Here is a 16,626-nt window from a genome sequence, read left to right on the forward strand (position 1 = left end):
TATGACACAACTTCCTTATCAAGGATCAAACCAACAATTTAATTGACAAATTCTTTTTTCAACAGCAAGAAACTTCTTTAAAAGAAGTTTCTTTTTTTTGAAACTAAGATTTGATAATAATTCTTACTGTTGTATATTTATTATTATTTAGAAAGGGATGTTCACTAAAATATTCTGCCTTTTTGTCAGTTTGAAATATGGTGAATCCTTCTTTTAATCAATAAAATGTTTCGTATTTTTCTATTCAATTATTTCCATTTTGTAGTGCATACGAAGGGCTTTTGTTTTATTAGAATTATATATAATTTTAAAAACCAATTAAGGAATTTATTTCTATTTTTAATGTAGGAATAAATACATCGAAAAAACAACATGATAAGAATTCTAGAGATATACGTATATTGTTAAGGGTGATTTATTACTTTTGATAAAAAACAGTATAACGATATAATGAAAAACTTGAATTTATACTAATGAAAAATCGAATTCGTTTGTAGTAACAATTGTGTTGAATTCATGTAATTATGGAATGTGAAGGTCTTACTTACTACAGTATTTATAGAATTCTATCATTTCTGAAAATTTTACGATAATTAATATTTATACATTTTTAATATTAATTTCAAAAAATATATGAATCAAGAGGATTAAAGTTAGAAATAAATTAATAAATTTTTTAATTAAATAGAATGCGAAAATTTCCATATTTTATAAGGTTTCTTTACACTATTTTTGTTTTCTATCTAATTGTTTTAAAAGAAAATAGAAGCATAAATTCTTTACAATCAAATAATTGCTAGTTATAATGAAACCAAATTTGATAATTAGTGTCCTTCGGGGTCGGGTGAAATTCCCAACCGGCGGTGTTGTATATTTTTATACTAAGCCCGTGAGCTTCATATAGATTTTTTATATGTTGCTGATCTAGTTAGAATCTAGAGCCGACAGTATAGTCTGGATGGGAGAAGGATGGAGTGCATATATGGTATGGTTATTTGTTTTTTCAAAAATACTATCCGTATAGGCTTAGTTCGTTGTGCATATTTTAGTACAACAATAGACGCGCTATAGTACTGTCTTTAAATAGACTCATATTGTGTACTAGCGTTTATTTAAGTATGCTTCCTTTCTTAAACATCTATTGCCCCTTAGGAGTTTTCTCTAAGGGGCTTTTCACTTTTTCAAATTAATTTGAATTAGAGGGTGTGATAAGTTGGATCAACTATTTATGAAATTAGAGATGGATCTTACAAAGTCATTTACCGGGCTTGAGTGTAATGTGCTTTTTCGAAATGAGGTGAAAAAACTTGTTTACTGGAATCGTTGAGGAAATAGGAACAGTAAAAAATATCGTAAAAAAAGGTAAAACTTTATTGCTAACAATTGGAGCATTAAATATCTTAGAGGATGTTCATTTGGGAGATAGCATCTCTGTAAATGGTGTTTGTTTAACCGTTACGGATTTTACTAAAAATGAATTTTCTGTTGATGTCATGCCTGAAACATTTCAAGCATCTAATCTAAGTACTTTGGGCTCTAGCCAAAAAGTAAATTTAGAACGAGCAATGGCTGCAAACGGACGGTTTGGTGGTCATATTGTATCGGGTCATATTGATGGTACAGGTAAAATTGTATCTGTTAAAGCAATGGAAAACGCAGTAATGTATAAAATTAATATTCCAAGTCAGTTTGCTAAATATTGCCTTCAAAAAGGTAGTATAACGATTGATGGTACAAGTTTAACAATATTTGAAGTTGAAACTGATATTGTAACAATCTCTTTAATTCCTCATACACGCTCACATACGATCTTAGGCAGTAAAAAAGTTGGAGACGTTGTTAATATTGAGTTTGATTTATTAGGTAAGTATGTTGAAAAAATGCTTGGTATGAATGAGACGAAAAAGGGTTCTGCAATAACAACTTCATTTTTATCTCAAAATGGCTATATATAAAGGAGTAAGCTCATGTTCTCTAAAATAGAAGAAGCAATTGAAGACTTAAAAAATGGAAAAATTATTATTGTTTGTGATGATGAAGATAGAGAGAATGAAGGAGATTTTGTTGTTATCGGAGAATATGCAACTCCTGAAAATATAAATTTTATGGCGACACATGGTCGCGGATTAATTTGTGCGCCTGTTTCTGAAGAAATAGCTAAAAGACTAGATTTATATGATATGGTAGCAAAAAATACAGATTCTCATGGTACTGCCTTTACTGTAAGTATAGATCATATCGATTCTACTACTGGTATCTCAGCATTTGAACGCTCACATACTGTTTTACAAATGTTAAATAATGAATCAACTGGAGCAGATTTTAGAAGACCTGGGCATATGTTTCCTCTAGTCGCTAAAAATGGAGGAGTTATTGAGAGACCGGGCCATACAGAAGCGGCAGTAGATTTAGCTCGAATGGCTGGATCGAAAGAAGTTGGTGTCATTTGTGAAATTATGAATGACGATGGAACGATGGCAAGAGTACCGGATTTAATTCAAATTGCAGACAAGTTTAATTTAAAAATGATAACAATTAAAGATTTAATTCACTATAGACGTGAAACTGAACAACTTGTACAAAGAGAAGTTGAAATTAAATTACCAACTGATTTTGGTGATTTTAAGATGATTGGTTATACAAATGAAATAGATGGTAAAGAGCATATTGCGATTGTAAAAGGTAAAGTTGACGATGGTGAACCAGTACTTGTACGTATTCATTCAGAATGTTTAACAGGTGATGTATTTGGCTCATGTCGTTGTGATTGTGGACCTCAGTTGCAATCAACATTATCGATGATTGAAGAAGCAGGCAAAGGCGTAATTGTTTATATGCGTCAAGAAGGTAGAGGGATTGGTTTACTCAATAAGTTACGTGCATATAAGTTACAGGAAGATGGCTTTGATACTGTTGAAGCAAATTTAAACTTAGGATTTGATGCAGATTTAAGGGACTATGCGATAAGTGCTCAAATTATTAAAGATTTAGGTATTGTGAGTATTGATTTAGTAACTAATAATCCACTTAAATTAGATGCACTAAAATCTCACGGAATACGGATAAACAATCGAGTGCCAATTCAAACTGAAATGAAAATAGAAAACGAAAAATATTTAAATACTAAAATCGAAAAAATGGGACATTTACTACACTATTAAAAATGGGAGAGATTAAGATGAAATTTGAAGGAAATTTAGTAGGATCTGGGCTTAAAGTTGCTGTAATCGTAGGACGTTTTAATGAATTTATTACATCAAAACTACTTGGTGGTGCAGAAGATGCTCTATATCGTCATGGTGTAGAAGAATCAGACGTTGATGTTATTTGGGTACCAGGAGCATTTGAAATTCCATTAGTTGCAAAGAAACTAGCTGATTCAAAAAAATACGATGCAATTATCACGCTAGGAACAGTTATTCGTGGGGCAACTACTCATTATGATTACGTATGTAACGAAGTAGCAAAAGGTGTTGCTGCTATTACTCTACAAACTGGTATCCCTGTTATTTTTGGTGTATTAACGACAGAAAATATTGAACAAGCAATTGAAAGAGCGGGCACAAAAGCTGGTAATAAAGGCTGGGATGCTGGTATTTCGGCAATTGAGATGGCTAATTTATTAAGAACTTTAAACTAAGTGTATATATAATAGAAGAAACTGGTTAAGGAGAGGTGAATTTTACCTCTCTTTTTTTATTGGCTGTGTCAAAGATTGTTAATTTTCATAAGACTAAATAACAATGATTTGTTACAATACTAAAGAATTAGCAGCTAGGATGGTGACTTTATTTGATTATTCCTTTAATCGGTCTAATCTTACAAATAATATATATTTTGTAAAAAAGCCACTGAGGTTCAGTGGTTTTTATTTTATTTCAAATACCAACATTTAATAGAGCCTTTTTATGAAATAACCAATAATCCTTTAGAAATTACATGTTAAAATAAGATTAATAATTTGATAATTCGAAAAGAAGGGATGATTCACTCAAGTGGCTATTTTTCAATTAATTTCAAATAACCCTGATTTTTCTTATATAATTGCAAAAAATCCAAGCTCTGGGATGAGTATTAAGACAATTAGGAAGGGAAACGCATTTGCGTGGTATTCTACAGAAGATACATACAATGTTTATTTTAAAGATGCTGATAATGAAATTTCGTATAGAGAACAAGCAGAAGAAATGTTTGAATACTTAAATACGACAAGATATTGTTCAACCCTATTCCCTTTAAATGCAATCAACACATTCTTTTCTTCAGCGTTAAAAAAGTTACATGAAAAAGATCAGAATGAATATGAAAGTAGCGTATTGATTAATGCTATTCATGTGAAAAACATTAGTTACTTAAACTTCTTTCAGAGGCATTTAAATGAATTTGATCTAACCTTTGAAGAGTTAGCTAGTAAAACTTATCAGCTACGTATTAATACAACAAAAACAATTCATGAGCTACTTCACTATACGACAGCGCTATGCGTATTCTTGAGCATCGTTTCAGATGAGTATATCGATTTTACAGATGATGTCATACGAAAATATATAACTAGTATGCAAGTCATTGATGCACCTTACTATATACGTTATTTATTTGCTAGAAATGTGTTAAATAGTCGTAAAAAATTTCTTGCATTTAAACATGAACTTGAAAAAACAAATCATTATAAAATTGAGTTTAAATTTGGAAATACTGCAAGACAACGCCAGGAGTGGATTTCAGAACAGTTAAAATTTGAGCGTTCTATTCTTGATATTGGTTGTGGTGAGGGAGCTTATGCAATTCCTTATAGTCAAAAAATCAGTGAGTACGATTATTTCGCAATTGATATTGATGCCGAAATTAGAGAGCGATTGAAATTTAAAATAAATAACAAAGTGATTGAAAATATTGCGATCTATGAGTCTTTAACTCACTTTCTAGAATTTTACGACCGCGATTTGAATGTTGATGTATTGTTAACTGAAGTTGTTGAACATATGAGTGTTAAGGATGCTACAAAATTAGTAAAGAGCGTACTATCTTATGTTAATTTTGAGAATTTCATCATAACGACTCCAAATGCAGAGTTTAATAATCTATACCAATTAGATGGATTTAGGCATGATGATCATAAATGGGAAATGACAAAAGAAGAATTTGTTAAATGGATTGATTCAATTTTAAGTAATACGACATATTCTTATACGTTCTCAGATGTAGGAGATCGTGTAGACGGAATTTCACTTTCTCAGGCAGTTGTTATAACGAAGCAAAAAGTAAAGGAGCATCAGGAATGAAAATCTCAACAAATGTTCATACGATTTTTCTTTTAGTAGGCTCTAGTGAATGTGGAAAATCGACTTTTGCAAAAAATATTTTAATTCCATCCCTATCTTATAGAGATGAGTCGAGAAATTATAAAACGAATATACAGTATTTATCATCTGATGATATTAGACGGGAAATTTTAGGGGAAGATTTTGATAAACATAGTACTATTATGCTCGAGGCGAGTGAACAAGCATTTGAACTTCTATTTACTAAATTAAAGATGGTTACAACGTTCCCAATTAATGCAGAATTTGTTATTGTCGATACAACTGGTCTATCAGAATCATTCCGTGATCAAGTTGTAGAGATTGCAAATGAAAATTCATATAATGTTGATTTAGTATTATTTGATTATAAAAACATTCGCGAGTACTATTCTTCAGACCGATCAAAGAAATTAATTGATAATCACGTAAGACGCCTTAGAACGGAAGTAATTCCAAATATAAAAAGAAGTAATTATCGAAATTTACATCGTATTCGTGAGAAGAATTTTCTTAACCCGACTGAATTTGAGATTAATGTGGAAAATATGGAAGAGTATATTTCACGTAAGCTACCTACAAAATACAAATATACAATCGTAGGGGATATTCATGAGCAGGTTCTTACATTTCAGAAGCTGTTGTCAAAAGCTGGTTTCACGGTTCAAAACAATCAAATAATAGAATCAGAGAAAAGTAGTAATCACCGCATACTATTGGTAGGAGATTGGATTGATAAAGGAAACAAAGTTAAAGAAATAATAGAGTTCATTTATTCAAACCGTTCATGGTTTTATTTAATAAAAGGTAATCATGAAAATTTTGTTAGTAAGTATTTATTAGGTCAATTAAAAGATTCTTCAATTGATCAGAGTTTAGTAGAAACATACTTTACTTCTATTAAAACTTTGGAAAAAGATGAAGAGCTTCAAGATAAGTTTTTAGAACTGGTTAATGAAAGTAAGGAGTTTTATCACTATATAGGTGAAGACTTTCCTTCATATTATATTACTCATGCTCCATGTAAAAAGAATTATATTGGAAAAATGGACAATAATTCATCACGCCATCAACGTTCTTTCCGAATTGACCGTAGTAAACCGATTCAGGAGCAATTACAATTTTTAGCTGAGGAAGCTGTTTCAAATCATCCTTATCATGTATTTGGCCATGTTGCTAGTAAGAAATTAATTCGTATTAAGAATAAATTTGGAATTGATACTGGTGCTGCTAGTGGTAATCAACTGACTAGTATTAGAATTTATTCAAATAACCCATATTTGTATAGTGTTCCTTCAGTTGATGAAGACTTCGTGAATAAAGAAGAATTACCTGAATTATTTAAGGGAAGAGAAAAAAGTATCAATTTAAATGAATTGGATCAAAGAGATAAACGACGTCTCAATTACGTATTAAAAAATTCAATTAATTATATTTCGGGTACGATGAGTCCGGCTGATAAGGATACAAATGCGAATGATTTGGAGTCTTTAAAGCAAGGACTACAATACTTTAAAGATAAAAAGGTTCAAGAAGTTGTACTCCAACCGAAATATATGGGATCAAGATGTAATATTTATTTATCTAAAACGATTGAAGATTGTCACGCAGTCAGTCGTAATGGGTACCGTGTAAAAAATGTTGATCTTTCGGGAGTTTATTCTAAGTTATTAGAGCGATTTAGTAGTTTTATGGAAAAAGAGAATATTAAAACTTTAATTCTAGATGGAGAGTTATTGCCATGGAGCGTATTAGGTACGGGATTAATAGAGGGTAAATTTAATGTCTTATCAAAATCATTGAGATCTGAATTAAACATATTAAAAGAGACTGGATTTGATGAGCATTTTAACAAACTGATCTCTCGATATGAGCAAACGGACTTTCATGATGAAGTAAATCATACTACGAAACAAGTATTAACGAATAAATATGGTCATAATGACTATTCAACATTTAGTGCAGTAAAAGAAACGTTAAAGTCCTACGTACCGATTAAAAAGCATGAAGAGTTACTAGATATCTATGATGAGCAACTAACAATATATGGAGCGGAATCAGAAATAGAGTATAAGCCATTTAACCTCTTAAAAATGGTTTATGAAAATGGTGAGGAAAAATTACCTACATTAAGTACAGCTGAAATTTTCTTACTCGTATCAGATGACGATTATTTAGTTCTTTCATTAGACGATGAACATTACTTTGAAAAAGCTAATCGTTATTATGAGAAACTAACGACAACTAGAAAAATGGAAGGGGTAGTCATAAAACCTAGCCATAAATCTTTCAATAGTGCTCCATTCTTAAAGGTTAGAAATGCTGATTATTTAACGCTTGTTTATGGATATGATTATAAATTAGAACATAAATATCAGAAGTTAATTAAACAAAAGCGGATAAATAAGAAGATAAATGCCTCAATTAAAGATTATGTTTTAGGGCAAAAGATGCTTGAATATCCATTATCGTCAATCTCCAATGATAATGAGCAGTATAAACAATTAATTGCAAATAAATTATTCGAAGAACAGCAGGCAAAGGAAATCGATCCTAGATTGTAATATAAAACACCTTTTATGATTTCAAAATAAAAGGTGTTTTTTCATTCGAAAAAACAACCTGAATATTTGTTTAATCTTCTGAATTTGTGGTAGTGTAAAATTTAGTAAAGGTTAGTTTGGAGGTCGAAATTTAATGTTATTTTTACTAATTTTAGTCATATTATTAATCGTTATTATGGCGTTTTTAAATACATATCCACATTTTGGGAAGAAATACTCTAAAGATAAAATGGAGTCGTTTAATGCTTTAGAACATTATCAAAATGGTAAGTTTATAAACCCAGTCCCTACAAGTATGAGTATGGATTTAAAGACAAATATTTCTATGATTAGAGATTTTGTTAATAAAAATCCGAATCGAACTCCTAAAGATGGTATTCCAATGGAGAAAATTGATCTTTCAGCATTTCATTCCAAAAATAAAGACTCGAAAATTACTTGGTTTGGACATTCAGCTTTATTAATTGAAATAGACGGTAAAAATATTTTGGTTGATCCTATGTTTGGGAACGCACCAACGCCGTTTCCGCAATTTGGCGGTAAAAGATATAGTGGAGGTTTGCCAATTGAAATCGGTGAATTACCAAAAATAGATGCTGTCATTTTATCGCATGATCATTATGACCATTTAGATTACGGTACAATAAAGAAAATCAAACAGAAAGTAGAACGATTTATTGTTCCACTCGGTGTAGGAAGTCATTTAGTGAGTTGGGGAGTACCGAAAGAGATTATTTCTGAACATAACTGGTGGGATGAATTTAAATTTGAACAGTTAACATTAGCTTGTACGCCAGCAAGACATTTTTCAGGAAGAAATTTAACTGATCGTAACAGTACATTATGGTGTTCTTGGGTCATTGTTAGTGAGAAAACGAAAATTTACTTTAGTGGAGATAGCGGTTATGCACCTCATTTTAAGGAAATAGGGGAAAAATATGGACCGTTTGATCTAGCGTTAATGGAATGTGGTCAATATGATAAACGATGGTCTGCAATTCATATGCTGCCGGAAGAAACAGTTAAGGCTTTTATTGATGTAAAAGGTGAAGTTCTTGTACCAATTCATTTTGGTGCTTTTACATTAGCATTTCATGACTGGAATGACCCGATTGAACGTGTTGTGAAGGCTGCTAAAGAAAATGAGGTAAAGTATTCCACACCTAAAATTGGAGAAACAATTAACATAAGTACAGGTGAATATCCTAATTCAATTTGGTGGAAGTAGTTTATTTATTTGAATAATAGAAGGATTATATCTTTTATTGTTGAAAAATAAAAAAATCAATTTTTTAGGGAAGTGATGTTGGTGGAAGCATTAAAAGAAAGTGCAAAAATAGTACAAGATTTAATTTTTGAGTTAGGTTATTCAAATAAAGTGATTGAACTGCCAAATAGTGCAAGAACTGCTAAGGAAGCAGCGGATGCATTAAATTGTGAAGTGGCTCAAATAGCAAAGTCTATTATATTTAAATTAGAAAGCTCAAATAGTCCTGTCCTAATCGTAGCAAGTGGAATAAACCGGGTAAATGAGAAACAAATCGAGAAAATACTAAATGATAAACTAGGTAAAGCAGATGCTGACTTCGTACGTGAACAAACAGGTTTCGTAATTGGAGGAGTATCACCAATCGGTCACAAAAACCAAGTAATTACATTTATTGATGAGGATCTATTACAGTATAGCGAAGTATGGGCTGCTGCCGGTCATCCTAAAGCAATTTTTCAGTTAACACCAAATGAATTAATTGAAATGACGAAAGGTAAAGTTGTAAAAATTAAATAATAGAATGCTTTAATTTTAATTATTTAGGCACATTCAAGTGTAATAAATCAGTTTTTGATTTACTATACTTAAATGTGTCTTTTTATATTGGGAATTTTTACCTTGAAACTCATATGAAATACGTCAGAGTAAATTCGAAGGAAAGTGAGATGAATGAGCAAATGTTCAACTTTATTTGTACGACTTGTGGTGTTCAGTATAACAAGTCTATTGATCCTCCTGAGTACTGCACAATTTGTTCTGAAGAAAGACAATATATCAATCCAAGTGGTCAAAGTTGGACAACATTACAATCAATGAAAGAACAGAACTATCAAAATATAATTCGCTTGGAAGAAGAAAATTTATATAGTATTGTACCTAGCCCTAAATTTGGAATTGGTCAAACTGCATATTTCATTAAGAATGAAGGATTTAATGTGTTATGGGATTGTGTCTCATATCTAGATGAGAAGACGATTGAAGAAATTATGAGGTTAGGAGGAATGAATGCGATTGCTCTATCACATCCACATTATTACTCTAGTCAAATTGAATGGGCTGAAGAATTTAATGTACCTGTATACATACATGAAGATGATCAAGAGTGGGTTACGAGAAAAAGCGATAAAATTATTTTTTGGTCCGGCGAATCGTTAGAGCTTAACAAAGGAATTGAAATTCATCGATTAGGTGGACATTTTAAAGGCGGAGCAGTATTGGAATGGAAAGGTGGAAATGAGCAAAAAGGAATACTGTTAACAGGAGATATTATTCAAGTAGTTGCAGATCCAAATTGGGTAAGTTTTATGTACAGTTATCCTAATTTAATTCCATTACCAGCAAAAAAAGTAAAAGAGATATCGTTAGCCGTAGAGAAGCTATCATTTGATAGGATTTATAATGCATTTCACGGAATCGTAAAAGAAAATGCAAAATTAGTAGTCTATAAATCTGCTAAGAGATATATTAAAGCATTGAATGGGCAACTATTTGATACTTAATATAATGGAAAGGGCCAGGCTAATTTTATATTTAGGTTGAAAGATAAAACATCTGAAATTAAAGGAACCACACAATATGTGTGGTCTGTTTTAGCTTAGTCTTATATAATTTGACTAATGCACCAGATAGTTTAAAAAGAAATCTTTAAAGTTGGAAAGCTAAATCATTTAAAGTCCCATTCAATATCCCATTCAATATTTATCTGATTTTCTCCGCCAACTCTAAAATAATTCCTTCTGGACCACGAACGTAACATAACTTATAACTTTCTTCATATTGCTGTATCTCACTGAAGATTTCCGTGCCCTTTTTTTTCAACTTTGCAACAATAGCTTCAATATCTTCAACAGCAAAGCAAATATGTCGGATACCCAGCGTATTTGCAAAAGGTTGCTGAATATCATTTTCATCTGACGGCGAATAAAATTTGACTAGCTCGATCCATGTCTGACCATCGGGCATCCCCAATCCTACACATGCCGTTTTAACACCATTAAGCCCAACTATTCTGTCCAACTGCTCTCCATCCAATTCCCATTCCGCGTGCACTTCAAGTCCTAAATCAAGAAAAAACGCTTTAGCCTCTGAAAGATCATTTACGTTTATACTCACATGATCTATTCTATTAATCTTCATATCTCATACCTCCTATGTTCCTGTTCTTTTCAATACCTGTATTCGCATAAGGTTCGTTTGAAATTTTAATTCGCTTAAAACAGGAAAATATCCTTCTTCAACAAATCTGCCAGGTTGATCAATTAAGTTATGCAGTTGTATCTATTTACAATATCCCGTTTCCTGCTAAACCAAAGTATACAGATAAAAACGGCAACTATACTGATGATAATAGGCAAAACCAAAAACTACAAATAAAGGAAAACCTATAGATAGCCTTTTAAAAATTTAGGATTAGATCAGTAAGAAGGAAAGGGAAACCAAATTAAGTTGGTTTCCCTTTTTTTATGTTTAATTTACTTCATTGATAAAGTTTGATTTAGTTCTTCTTTTTTCGGTTTAAAAGCAGATAAAGATAAAACAATGATAGAGATTATACCAATCCAAATAATAATACTCATTGGATGACTCATTGATAATCCTTTATCAAAATAGAAGATTTCTCTTAATCCATCTGCACCAAATCGCATTGGAACCCATGAGTAAATCCAGTCCTTTGAAAAAACTGGTAAAAGCTCTTTTGGCATTCCAATTAAAGAACCTGAGAAGAAGAAAATTAGGGCAAAAATCCCTACTCCACCAAAACCTATCCATGATATGACAGCAGAAATTAGGATATGGAAACAGAAATAAGCAATTGTTAAATAAAGTGCAACATCCAAGAAGTTTGGAAGAGTAAAGCCAATCCATTTCGCCATTATTGTTATGCCAAAACCGATTAGGAATGATAAGATAACTCCCAATATTAATTGTTCAAAAATAACTTTTAATTTTCCAATTGGATTTGAAGTTTGTGTTTTCTTCTTTGCTAAAAATACAATTACTGCTCCAATTAAACTAGACATCCAAAGTGGAGTGATTAAGCTTACTGGTGCATTACCATTTGCTGTATGTGTTCCAATTGCATTTACGTTTTCAACCTTCGTTATAATTGGATTTGCTAACACTTCAGCTTGATTGACTGAAATTGAGCTCACATTTTTCTTCAATTCATTAAAAATTTCAGTATGCATATTTAGGTTAAGATTTTCTACTAAATGAGTCAGCATTTGACTAGCCATCGTTGATCCATTTGTATTCATACCTTGGTTAACTAGAATTTTAATCGTAATTGCTGATGGATTTGCTGTTTTTAATGAAGTCTGGTTTTTACTTAAATCATTTGGAAGTATAAGTGCAGCATAGTATTCTTGGTCATTTAGTCCTTTACGTACTTTTTCTTCACTTGATACTTGGATCCACTTAATCGCTGGCTTTTCACCATTATTCGTTTTAGATAGTTCGTTTATTTTTGAAACCATCATATCACCTATATTAACATTCCCTTTTGAAGGAACTTGGATTCCTTGATCTTCGTTTACGATTGCGATTGGAAGATTTTTAGGTGTAGGGTTAACGGACGACGCTAATGTAAGACTGAAAATAATCGCAACAACTAACACTAGTATAGGAGCTAATATAGATTGCTTTTGTTTAAATAAGTTCATTGTAAAACCTCCTAATTCCTTTATGATTAAATTAATGAACAACGTGTTGACTATTGTTATGTGAAGATATTACAATGAGTTTTAATAAATCACAATAAGCAAATCATACAAATGTGTTCATTGCTAAACACATTTATGAAATTTGTTTAGTAAGAACTTATATTTCAAAGGGATGGTATAATGTGACTCAATCATTGAGAGAATTAAAAGTTGCAAAAACGAAAGAATTAATTAAAGAGACATTATTAGATTTAATAGAGGAAAAAGGATTCGAATCTATTTCAGTAAGAGATATTACTTTAAAAGCTGGACTAAATCGCGGTACATTTTATCTTCATTACAGAGATAAATTTGATTTACTGGAAAAAAGTCAAAATGAAGTATTAGAAGGATTACAGGATCGACTTAAATTTGTAAGGCCGAAAGAATTGAATGAGTTTTATTCAATAGACATGGTCTATCCGCCTATACTTAATGTATTTCATTATTTAAAAGAAAATCAAAGATTTGTTAAAATTCTAATCAGTACAAAAGGTGACCCAGCTTTTCCAAAGAAAATGAAAGAATATATAAAAGAAACAATCTATGAAAAACTAGTGGATATTATAGAAAACGAACATATTATTGATATACCACATGAATACGCAACAGCGTTTATTTCATCCGCATTTTTTGGTCTTATGGAGCAATGGTTAGAAAAAGAAAAACCAATTACCCCTGAAGAAATGGCTATCATGCATATGAAGCTATTGAAGTTTATGAAGCAATTTGTTAGTCAAATCGTTAAATAATGCGGGATTAAGGAAGAAATTCTATTTTCGATGTCAAAAAAAATTGTCTCAAATGAATTTGACATTTGAGACATCTTTTAATTAAGATCTTGTTTCTGATATTGCTGTTCTTACTTTTTCAAATGATGTTTTAGCTTTGTGAGAGTTTAAGATCATTAGGTTTACATATAATGCATCTATAATACTTAATTGTGCAATTCTTGAAGCAAGTGCTTCTGGTCTATATTCTGTTTCCTCAGAAGATGTGTATAGCGAGACATCAACATTTTGACTTAAAGGAGATTTTGGGAAACCTGTAATTCCAATCGTTTTGGTACCGTTTTCATTTAATACTTGCAAAATACGAAGGATGTCTTTATTTGAGCCTGAGTGTGAGATAACGATTGCCACATCTTCCTTTGTCAGTTGAGAAGCTGACATCAATTGAAAGTGCGAGTCTGTGTACGAGTTCGCTTTTATTCCTGTACGAATAAATTTATGGAACGCATCCATCGCAATAACAGAAGAGCCACCGACACCGTATAATTCAACTTTATTAGCTTTTAATATAAGATTTACTGCTTTTTTAATCGATGTACTATCTAGAATTTGGGCAGTATTTTCAAGTGTTCGAATATTAGATTGAAATATTTTATTTGCAATTGTTATTTCATCGTCTTTTTCGTTAATTTCTTCGTGGATTTGCTGGATCGGCGTCATAATTTCAGTTGCTAATGCAATTTTAAGCGCTTGGTATCCTTTAAATCCAATCCTTTTACAAAATCTAAAAACAGTTGCATCAGCAACGTTTAAGTCTTCAGCTACTTCTGTAATCGTACTGTGAATAATATGCTTTGGGTTTTGTAATATATAATCAGCGATCTTTTTTTCTTTATCACTTAATCGCGCATAATAAGAACGAATTTTACCTAAACTGTTCGTTTGTTCCATATTCTTTACACCTTTCCTTAGGGAATTGATTTTTAGAATAAATAAATTTTTAATATAGTATTAAATTGAAAATGTTTGTATTTTAAAAATTTAGAAATGCAGTATAATTTGCTTAATAATTATTATATAGGAAAAAAGAGTTTTTTTTAATAATAATATGAAAACCCTTTCTTGTGAAAATTATTTCGTATATTATCATTTTTGTCAAAAAAAATTTTTTCACACATAATTTTTATATTTGTATAAGAAAGAGTTTGATTTATATTTTACGAAAGGTGGTTTTGGTTTAATCAAAAATATGGAAGCATAGCAAATTCCAAAATAAGTGGATTAAGTGATACTAAGAGTCAAATAAATGAAGTTTCTCTTAGGTTTGAATGAGAAATGATGTAAGATAAGAATATTTGTTCAGATAGGTCTTTAGAATTGGAATAATGATATAAAATAGTCTTTAAGATAGGATTTCATTTTCAAATCCTATCTTTTTTTTAGTTATATTGTATTGATTTTGAAAGAAAATTTCCTAGTATTAGGTAAAAATCATTAATTGTTTTTTCCTTAAAAGGATATTAAAATTTAGTAAAGAATATTTAGATAAATATGTTTATAGAGATAGAGGAGGGTGCATATGATTGAGGGGGAAATCATAAAGTTTTATCGTGAAAAAATGGGGTTAACTCAAGCTATGCTTGGAGAAGGTATATGTACAACTACTCATGTAAGTAAGATTGAAAGAGGTAAGACGGCATACTCACCTGATATTATTGCTTTATTTTCAGATCGTTTAGGAATTAATATTAATCATGAAGTCCAATCGTTTTATAATTTAGAGAAAAAGTTACACATTTGGCATGATGCATTAATAATGAAAAAAGAAGCTCAAATAGAAGAATGTAAAGCAGAACTTGAACAAATGCCCTTTATTGACTATTCACAATATGCAGCCCACTATAATTTACTAAGAGCAAGGTATTATTTTCATTATCAAAATTTAGATATGGTAAAGCAAATACTTACATATGTGAAAAAAGAATTTAGTGATTTATCTCCATTCGAGAAAAATTTATTCTATCATCTTCAAGGTATGTACTATATATCGAACTATACTAGCCTAAGTAGTGAAGACCATCAAAAGGCAATTAAAGTATTAAAGATGATTAATATTGATGAATATCGAAATGAAGAATATTATCACCATCTAGCAATTGCCTATCATTATGGAAGTTCAAAAATCTTAGCATATAAATATGCCGAAATGGCACTTAAGTATTTTCAGAGAACAAATAATTATTTATTCGCAATTAGTTCCGAAACACTTATGCTATTGCAGTACGGTAGTGAATTAGAAATGAACTTTAATGAAGTTGTAGAACGGTATAAAGATTTAATTCATAACTGTGAAGTATTAGGGGATCGAGAACGTAAAGCTATTTTATTAAATAATCTTGGAGTGAAATATTTTAAGCGAGAAGAATATGAAGCTGCATTGTATTATTTTGAAGAAAGTATTAATGAAACCGAAAATAAAAAATCAATAAATTATCTAAGACGTTTGTGCAATTATTTAGAGACATGTACTGAAGGCACACTATTAGAAAAAGAGATACTACTTAGTGTGTTGAAAAGAGCACTAGCATTAGCGAAAATGTTAAAAAGCCCAGTGCACATTACCTTAATTAAACTATTTAAGTTTAAAGCTGAGGGAGCCCCAGAAAAATTTTATCAATACCTATCGGATGAGGCACTCCCATTCTTTTATTCTACTAATAATAAATTTTATATCGAACAGTTCGGTAAGAAATTATATAGATACTATATAGAGATCAAAGAATATCAAAAAGCTGCTGAATTGTATGAATCTATTGAACATACATTTGTTAGCATGTAGAAAAGAATATACATAGGCAACGTTAAATAACGTGTCTATGTATTTTTTTTTGTCTTTTTTAGAAATTTATTTCCTAGAAATAGGCTAATTTATTAATATATTGAATTTAAAGTGCATGAAATTGGTTTAATCTGAAGGGGAATTATGTTGTAATTTGTCGAATTTTTAATGGGTATTGAATAAACGTTGATAAATCAAGGTTTGTTATAACCCAATTGCTT

13 protein-coding genes and 1 riboswitch are annotated in these 16,626 nt (G+C 30.7%); of the genes, 10 read left to right on the forward strand and 3 right to left on the reverse strand.

Translation table 11 applies throughout. The features are described from left to right. Nucleotides 1–826: 826 nt before the first annotated feature. Nucleotides 827–974, forward strand: a riboswitch (FMN riboswitch). Nucleotides 975–1,307: 333 nt separating this feature from the next. The 8 genes from ribE (EP747_RS17795) (at nucleotide 1,308) to EP747_RS17830 (ending at nucleotide 10,633) form a co-directional block, all read left to right on the forward strand. After that, nucleotides 1,308–1,955 carry a riboflavin synthase gene (gene ribE / locus EP747_RS17795; RefSeq protein WP_129691438.1) on the forward strand — a complete coding sequence of 216 codons (648 nt, stop codon included), beginning with the start codon at nucleotides 1,308–1,310 and terminating at the stop codon, nucleotides 1,953–1,955. 12 nt (nucleotides 1,956–1,967) lie between these two features. Further along, a complete protein-coding gene (locus EP747_RS17800; RefSeq protein WP_129691439.1) occupies nucleotides 1,968–3,161 on the forward strand; it encodes a bifunctional 3,4-dihydroxy-2-butanone-4-phosphate synthase/GTP cyclohydrolase II in 1,194 nt (397 codons plus the stop codon). Nucleotides 3,162–3,178: 17 nt separating this feature from the next. After that, nucleotides 3,179–3,640 (forward strand): 6,7-dimethyl-8-ribityllumazine synthase, encoded by a 462-nt coding sequence (gene ribE, locus EP747_RS17805; RefSeq protein ID WP_088014180.1) that lies wholly within the window; start codon nucleotides 3,179–3,181, stop codon nucleotides 3,638–3,640. A gap of 355 nt (nucleotides 3,641–3,995) precedes the next feature. After that, on the forward strand, nucleotides 3,996–5,282 hold the full coding sequence (locus tag EP747_RS17810) for a class I SAM-dependent methyltransferase (protein ID WP_129691440.1): 1,287 nt from the start codon (nucleotides 3,996–3,998) through the stop codon (nucleotides 5,280–5,282). Then, a complete protein-coding gene (locus EP747_RS17815) occupies nucleotides 5,279–7,864 on the forward strand; it encodes a metallophosphoesterase (protein WP_129691441.1) in 2,586 nt (861 codons plus the stop codon). Before EP747_RS17810 ends, EP747_RS17815 begins: the two co-directional genes overlap by 4 nt. Nucleotides 7,865–7,997: 133 nt before the next feature. Beyond that, on the forward strand, nucleotides 7,998–9,092 hold the full coding sequence (locus EP747_RS17820; protein WP_129691442.1) for an MBL fold metallo-hydrolase: 1,095 nt from the start codon (nucleotides 7,998–8,000) through the stop codon (nucleotides 9,090–9,092). Between the two features lie 75 nt (nucleotides 9,093–9,167). After that, the gene (locus EP747_RS17825; protein WP_235832928.1) at nucleotides 9,168–9,650 is read left to right on the forward strand and encodes a YbaK/EbsC family protein; all 483 of its coding nucleotides are present in this window, start codon (nucleotides 9,168–9,170) and stop codon (nucleotides 9,648–9,650) included. 161 nt (nucleotides 9,651–9,811) lie between these two features. After that, nucleotides 9,812–10,633 (forward strand): hypothetical protein, encoded by an 822-nt coding sequence (locus tag EP747_RS17830; RefSeq protein WP_129691485.1) that lies wholly within the window; start codon nucleotides 9,812–9,814, stop codon nucleotides 10,631–10,633. A 199-nt stretch (nucleotides 10,634–10,832) separates the two neighbouring features. On the opposite strand, the gene EP747_RS17835 is transcribed toward EP747_RS17830, so the two are convergent. Both EP747_RS17835 and EP747_RS17840 read right to left on the reverse strand, forming a co-directional pair. Next, entirely contained in the window at nucleotides 10,833–11,270 is a 438-nt protein-coding gene (locus EP747_RS17835; RefSeq protein ID WP_129691444.1) for a VOC family protein, read from the reverse strand. A gap of 335 nt (nucleotides 11,271–11,605) precedes the next feature. Beyond that, nucleotides 11,606–12,796, reverse strand: coding sequence for an ABC transporter permease (locus EP747_RS17840; RefSeq protein WP_129691445.1), 1,191 nt, complete (start codon nucleotides 12,794–12,796; stop codon nucleotides 11,606–11,608). Between the two features lie 182 nt (nucleotides 12,797–12,978). Here EP747_RS17840 and EP747_RS17845 point away from each other — a divergent pair, with 182 nt between their 5' ends. Beyond that, nucleotides 12,979–13,587: a TetR/AcrR family transcriptional regulator gene (locus tag EP747_RS17845; protein ID WP_165347130.1), complete on the forward strand. Its 609-nt coding sequence runs from the start codon at nucleotides 12,979–12,981 to the stop codon at nucleotides 13,585–13,587. 81 nt (nucleotides 13,588–13,668) lie between these two features. Here the strand turns inward: EP747_RS17845 and EP747_RS17850 are convergent, their stop codons facing one another. Further along, nucleotides 13,669–14,517: a MurR/RpiR family transcriptional regulator gene (locus EP747_RS17850; RefSeq protein ID WP_129691447.1), complete on the reverse strand. Its 849-nt coding sequence runs from the start codon at nucleotides 14,515–14,517 to the stop codon at nucleotides 13,669–13,671. A gap of 628 nt (nucleotides 14,518–15,145) precedes the next feature. Between EP747_RS17850 and EP747_RS17855 the strand changes: the two genes are divergently transcribed. Beyond that, complete coding sequence (locus tag EP747_RS17855) at nucleotides 15,146–16,405, forward strand: helix-turn-helix domain-containing protein (protein ID WP_129691448.1); 1,260 nt, start codon at nucleotides 15,146–15,148, stop codon at nucleotides 16,403–16,405. Nucleotides 16,406–16,626 lie beyond the last annotated feature (221 nt).

The sequence above is a fragment of the Gottfriedia acidiceleris genome (assembly GCF_004138285.1).
Taxonomy (GTDB): Bacteria; Bacillota; Bacilli; order Bacillales; family Bacillaceae_G; genus Gottfriedia; species Gottfriedia acidiceleris_A.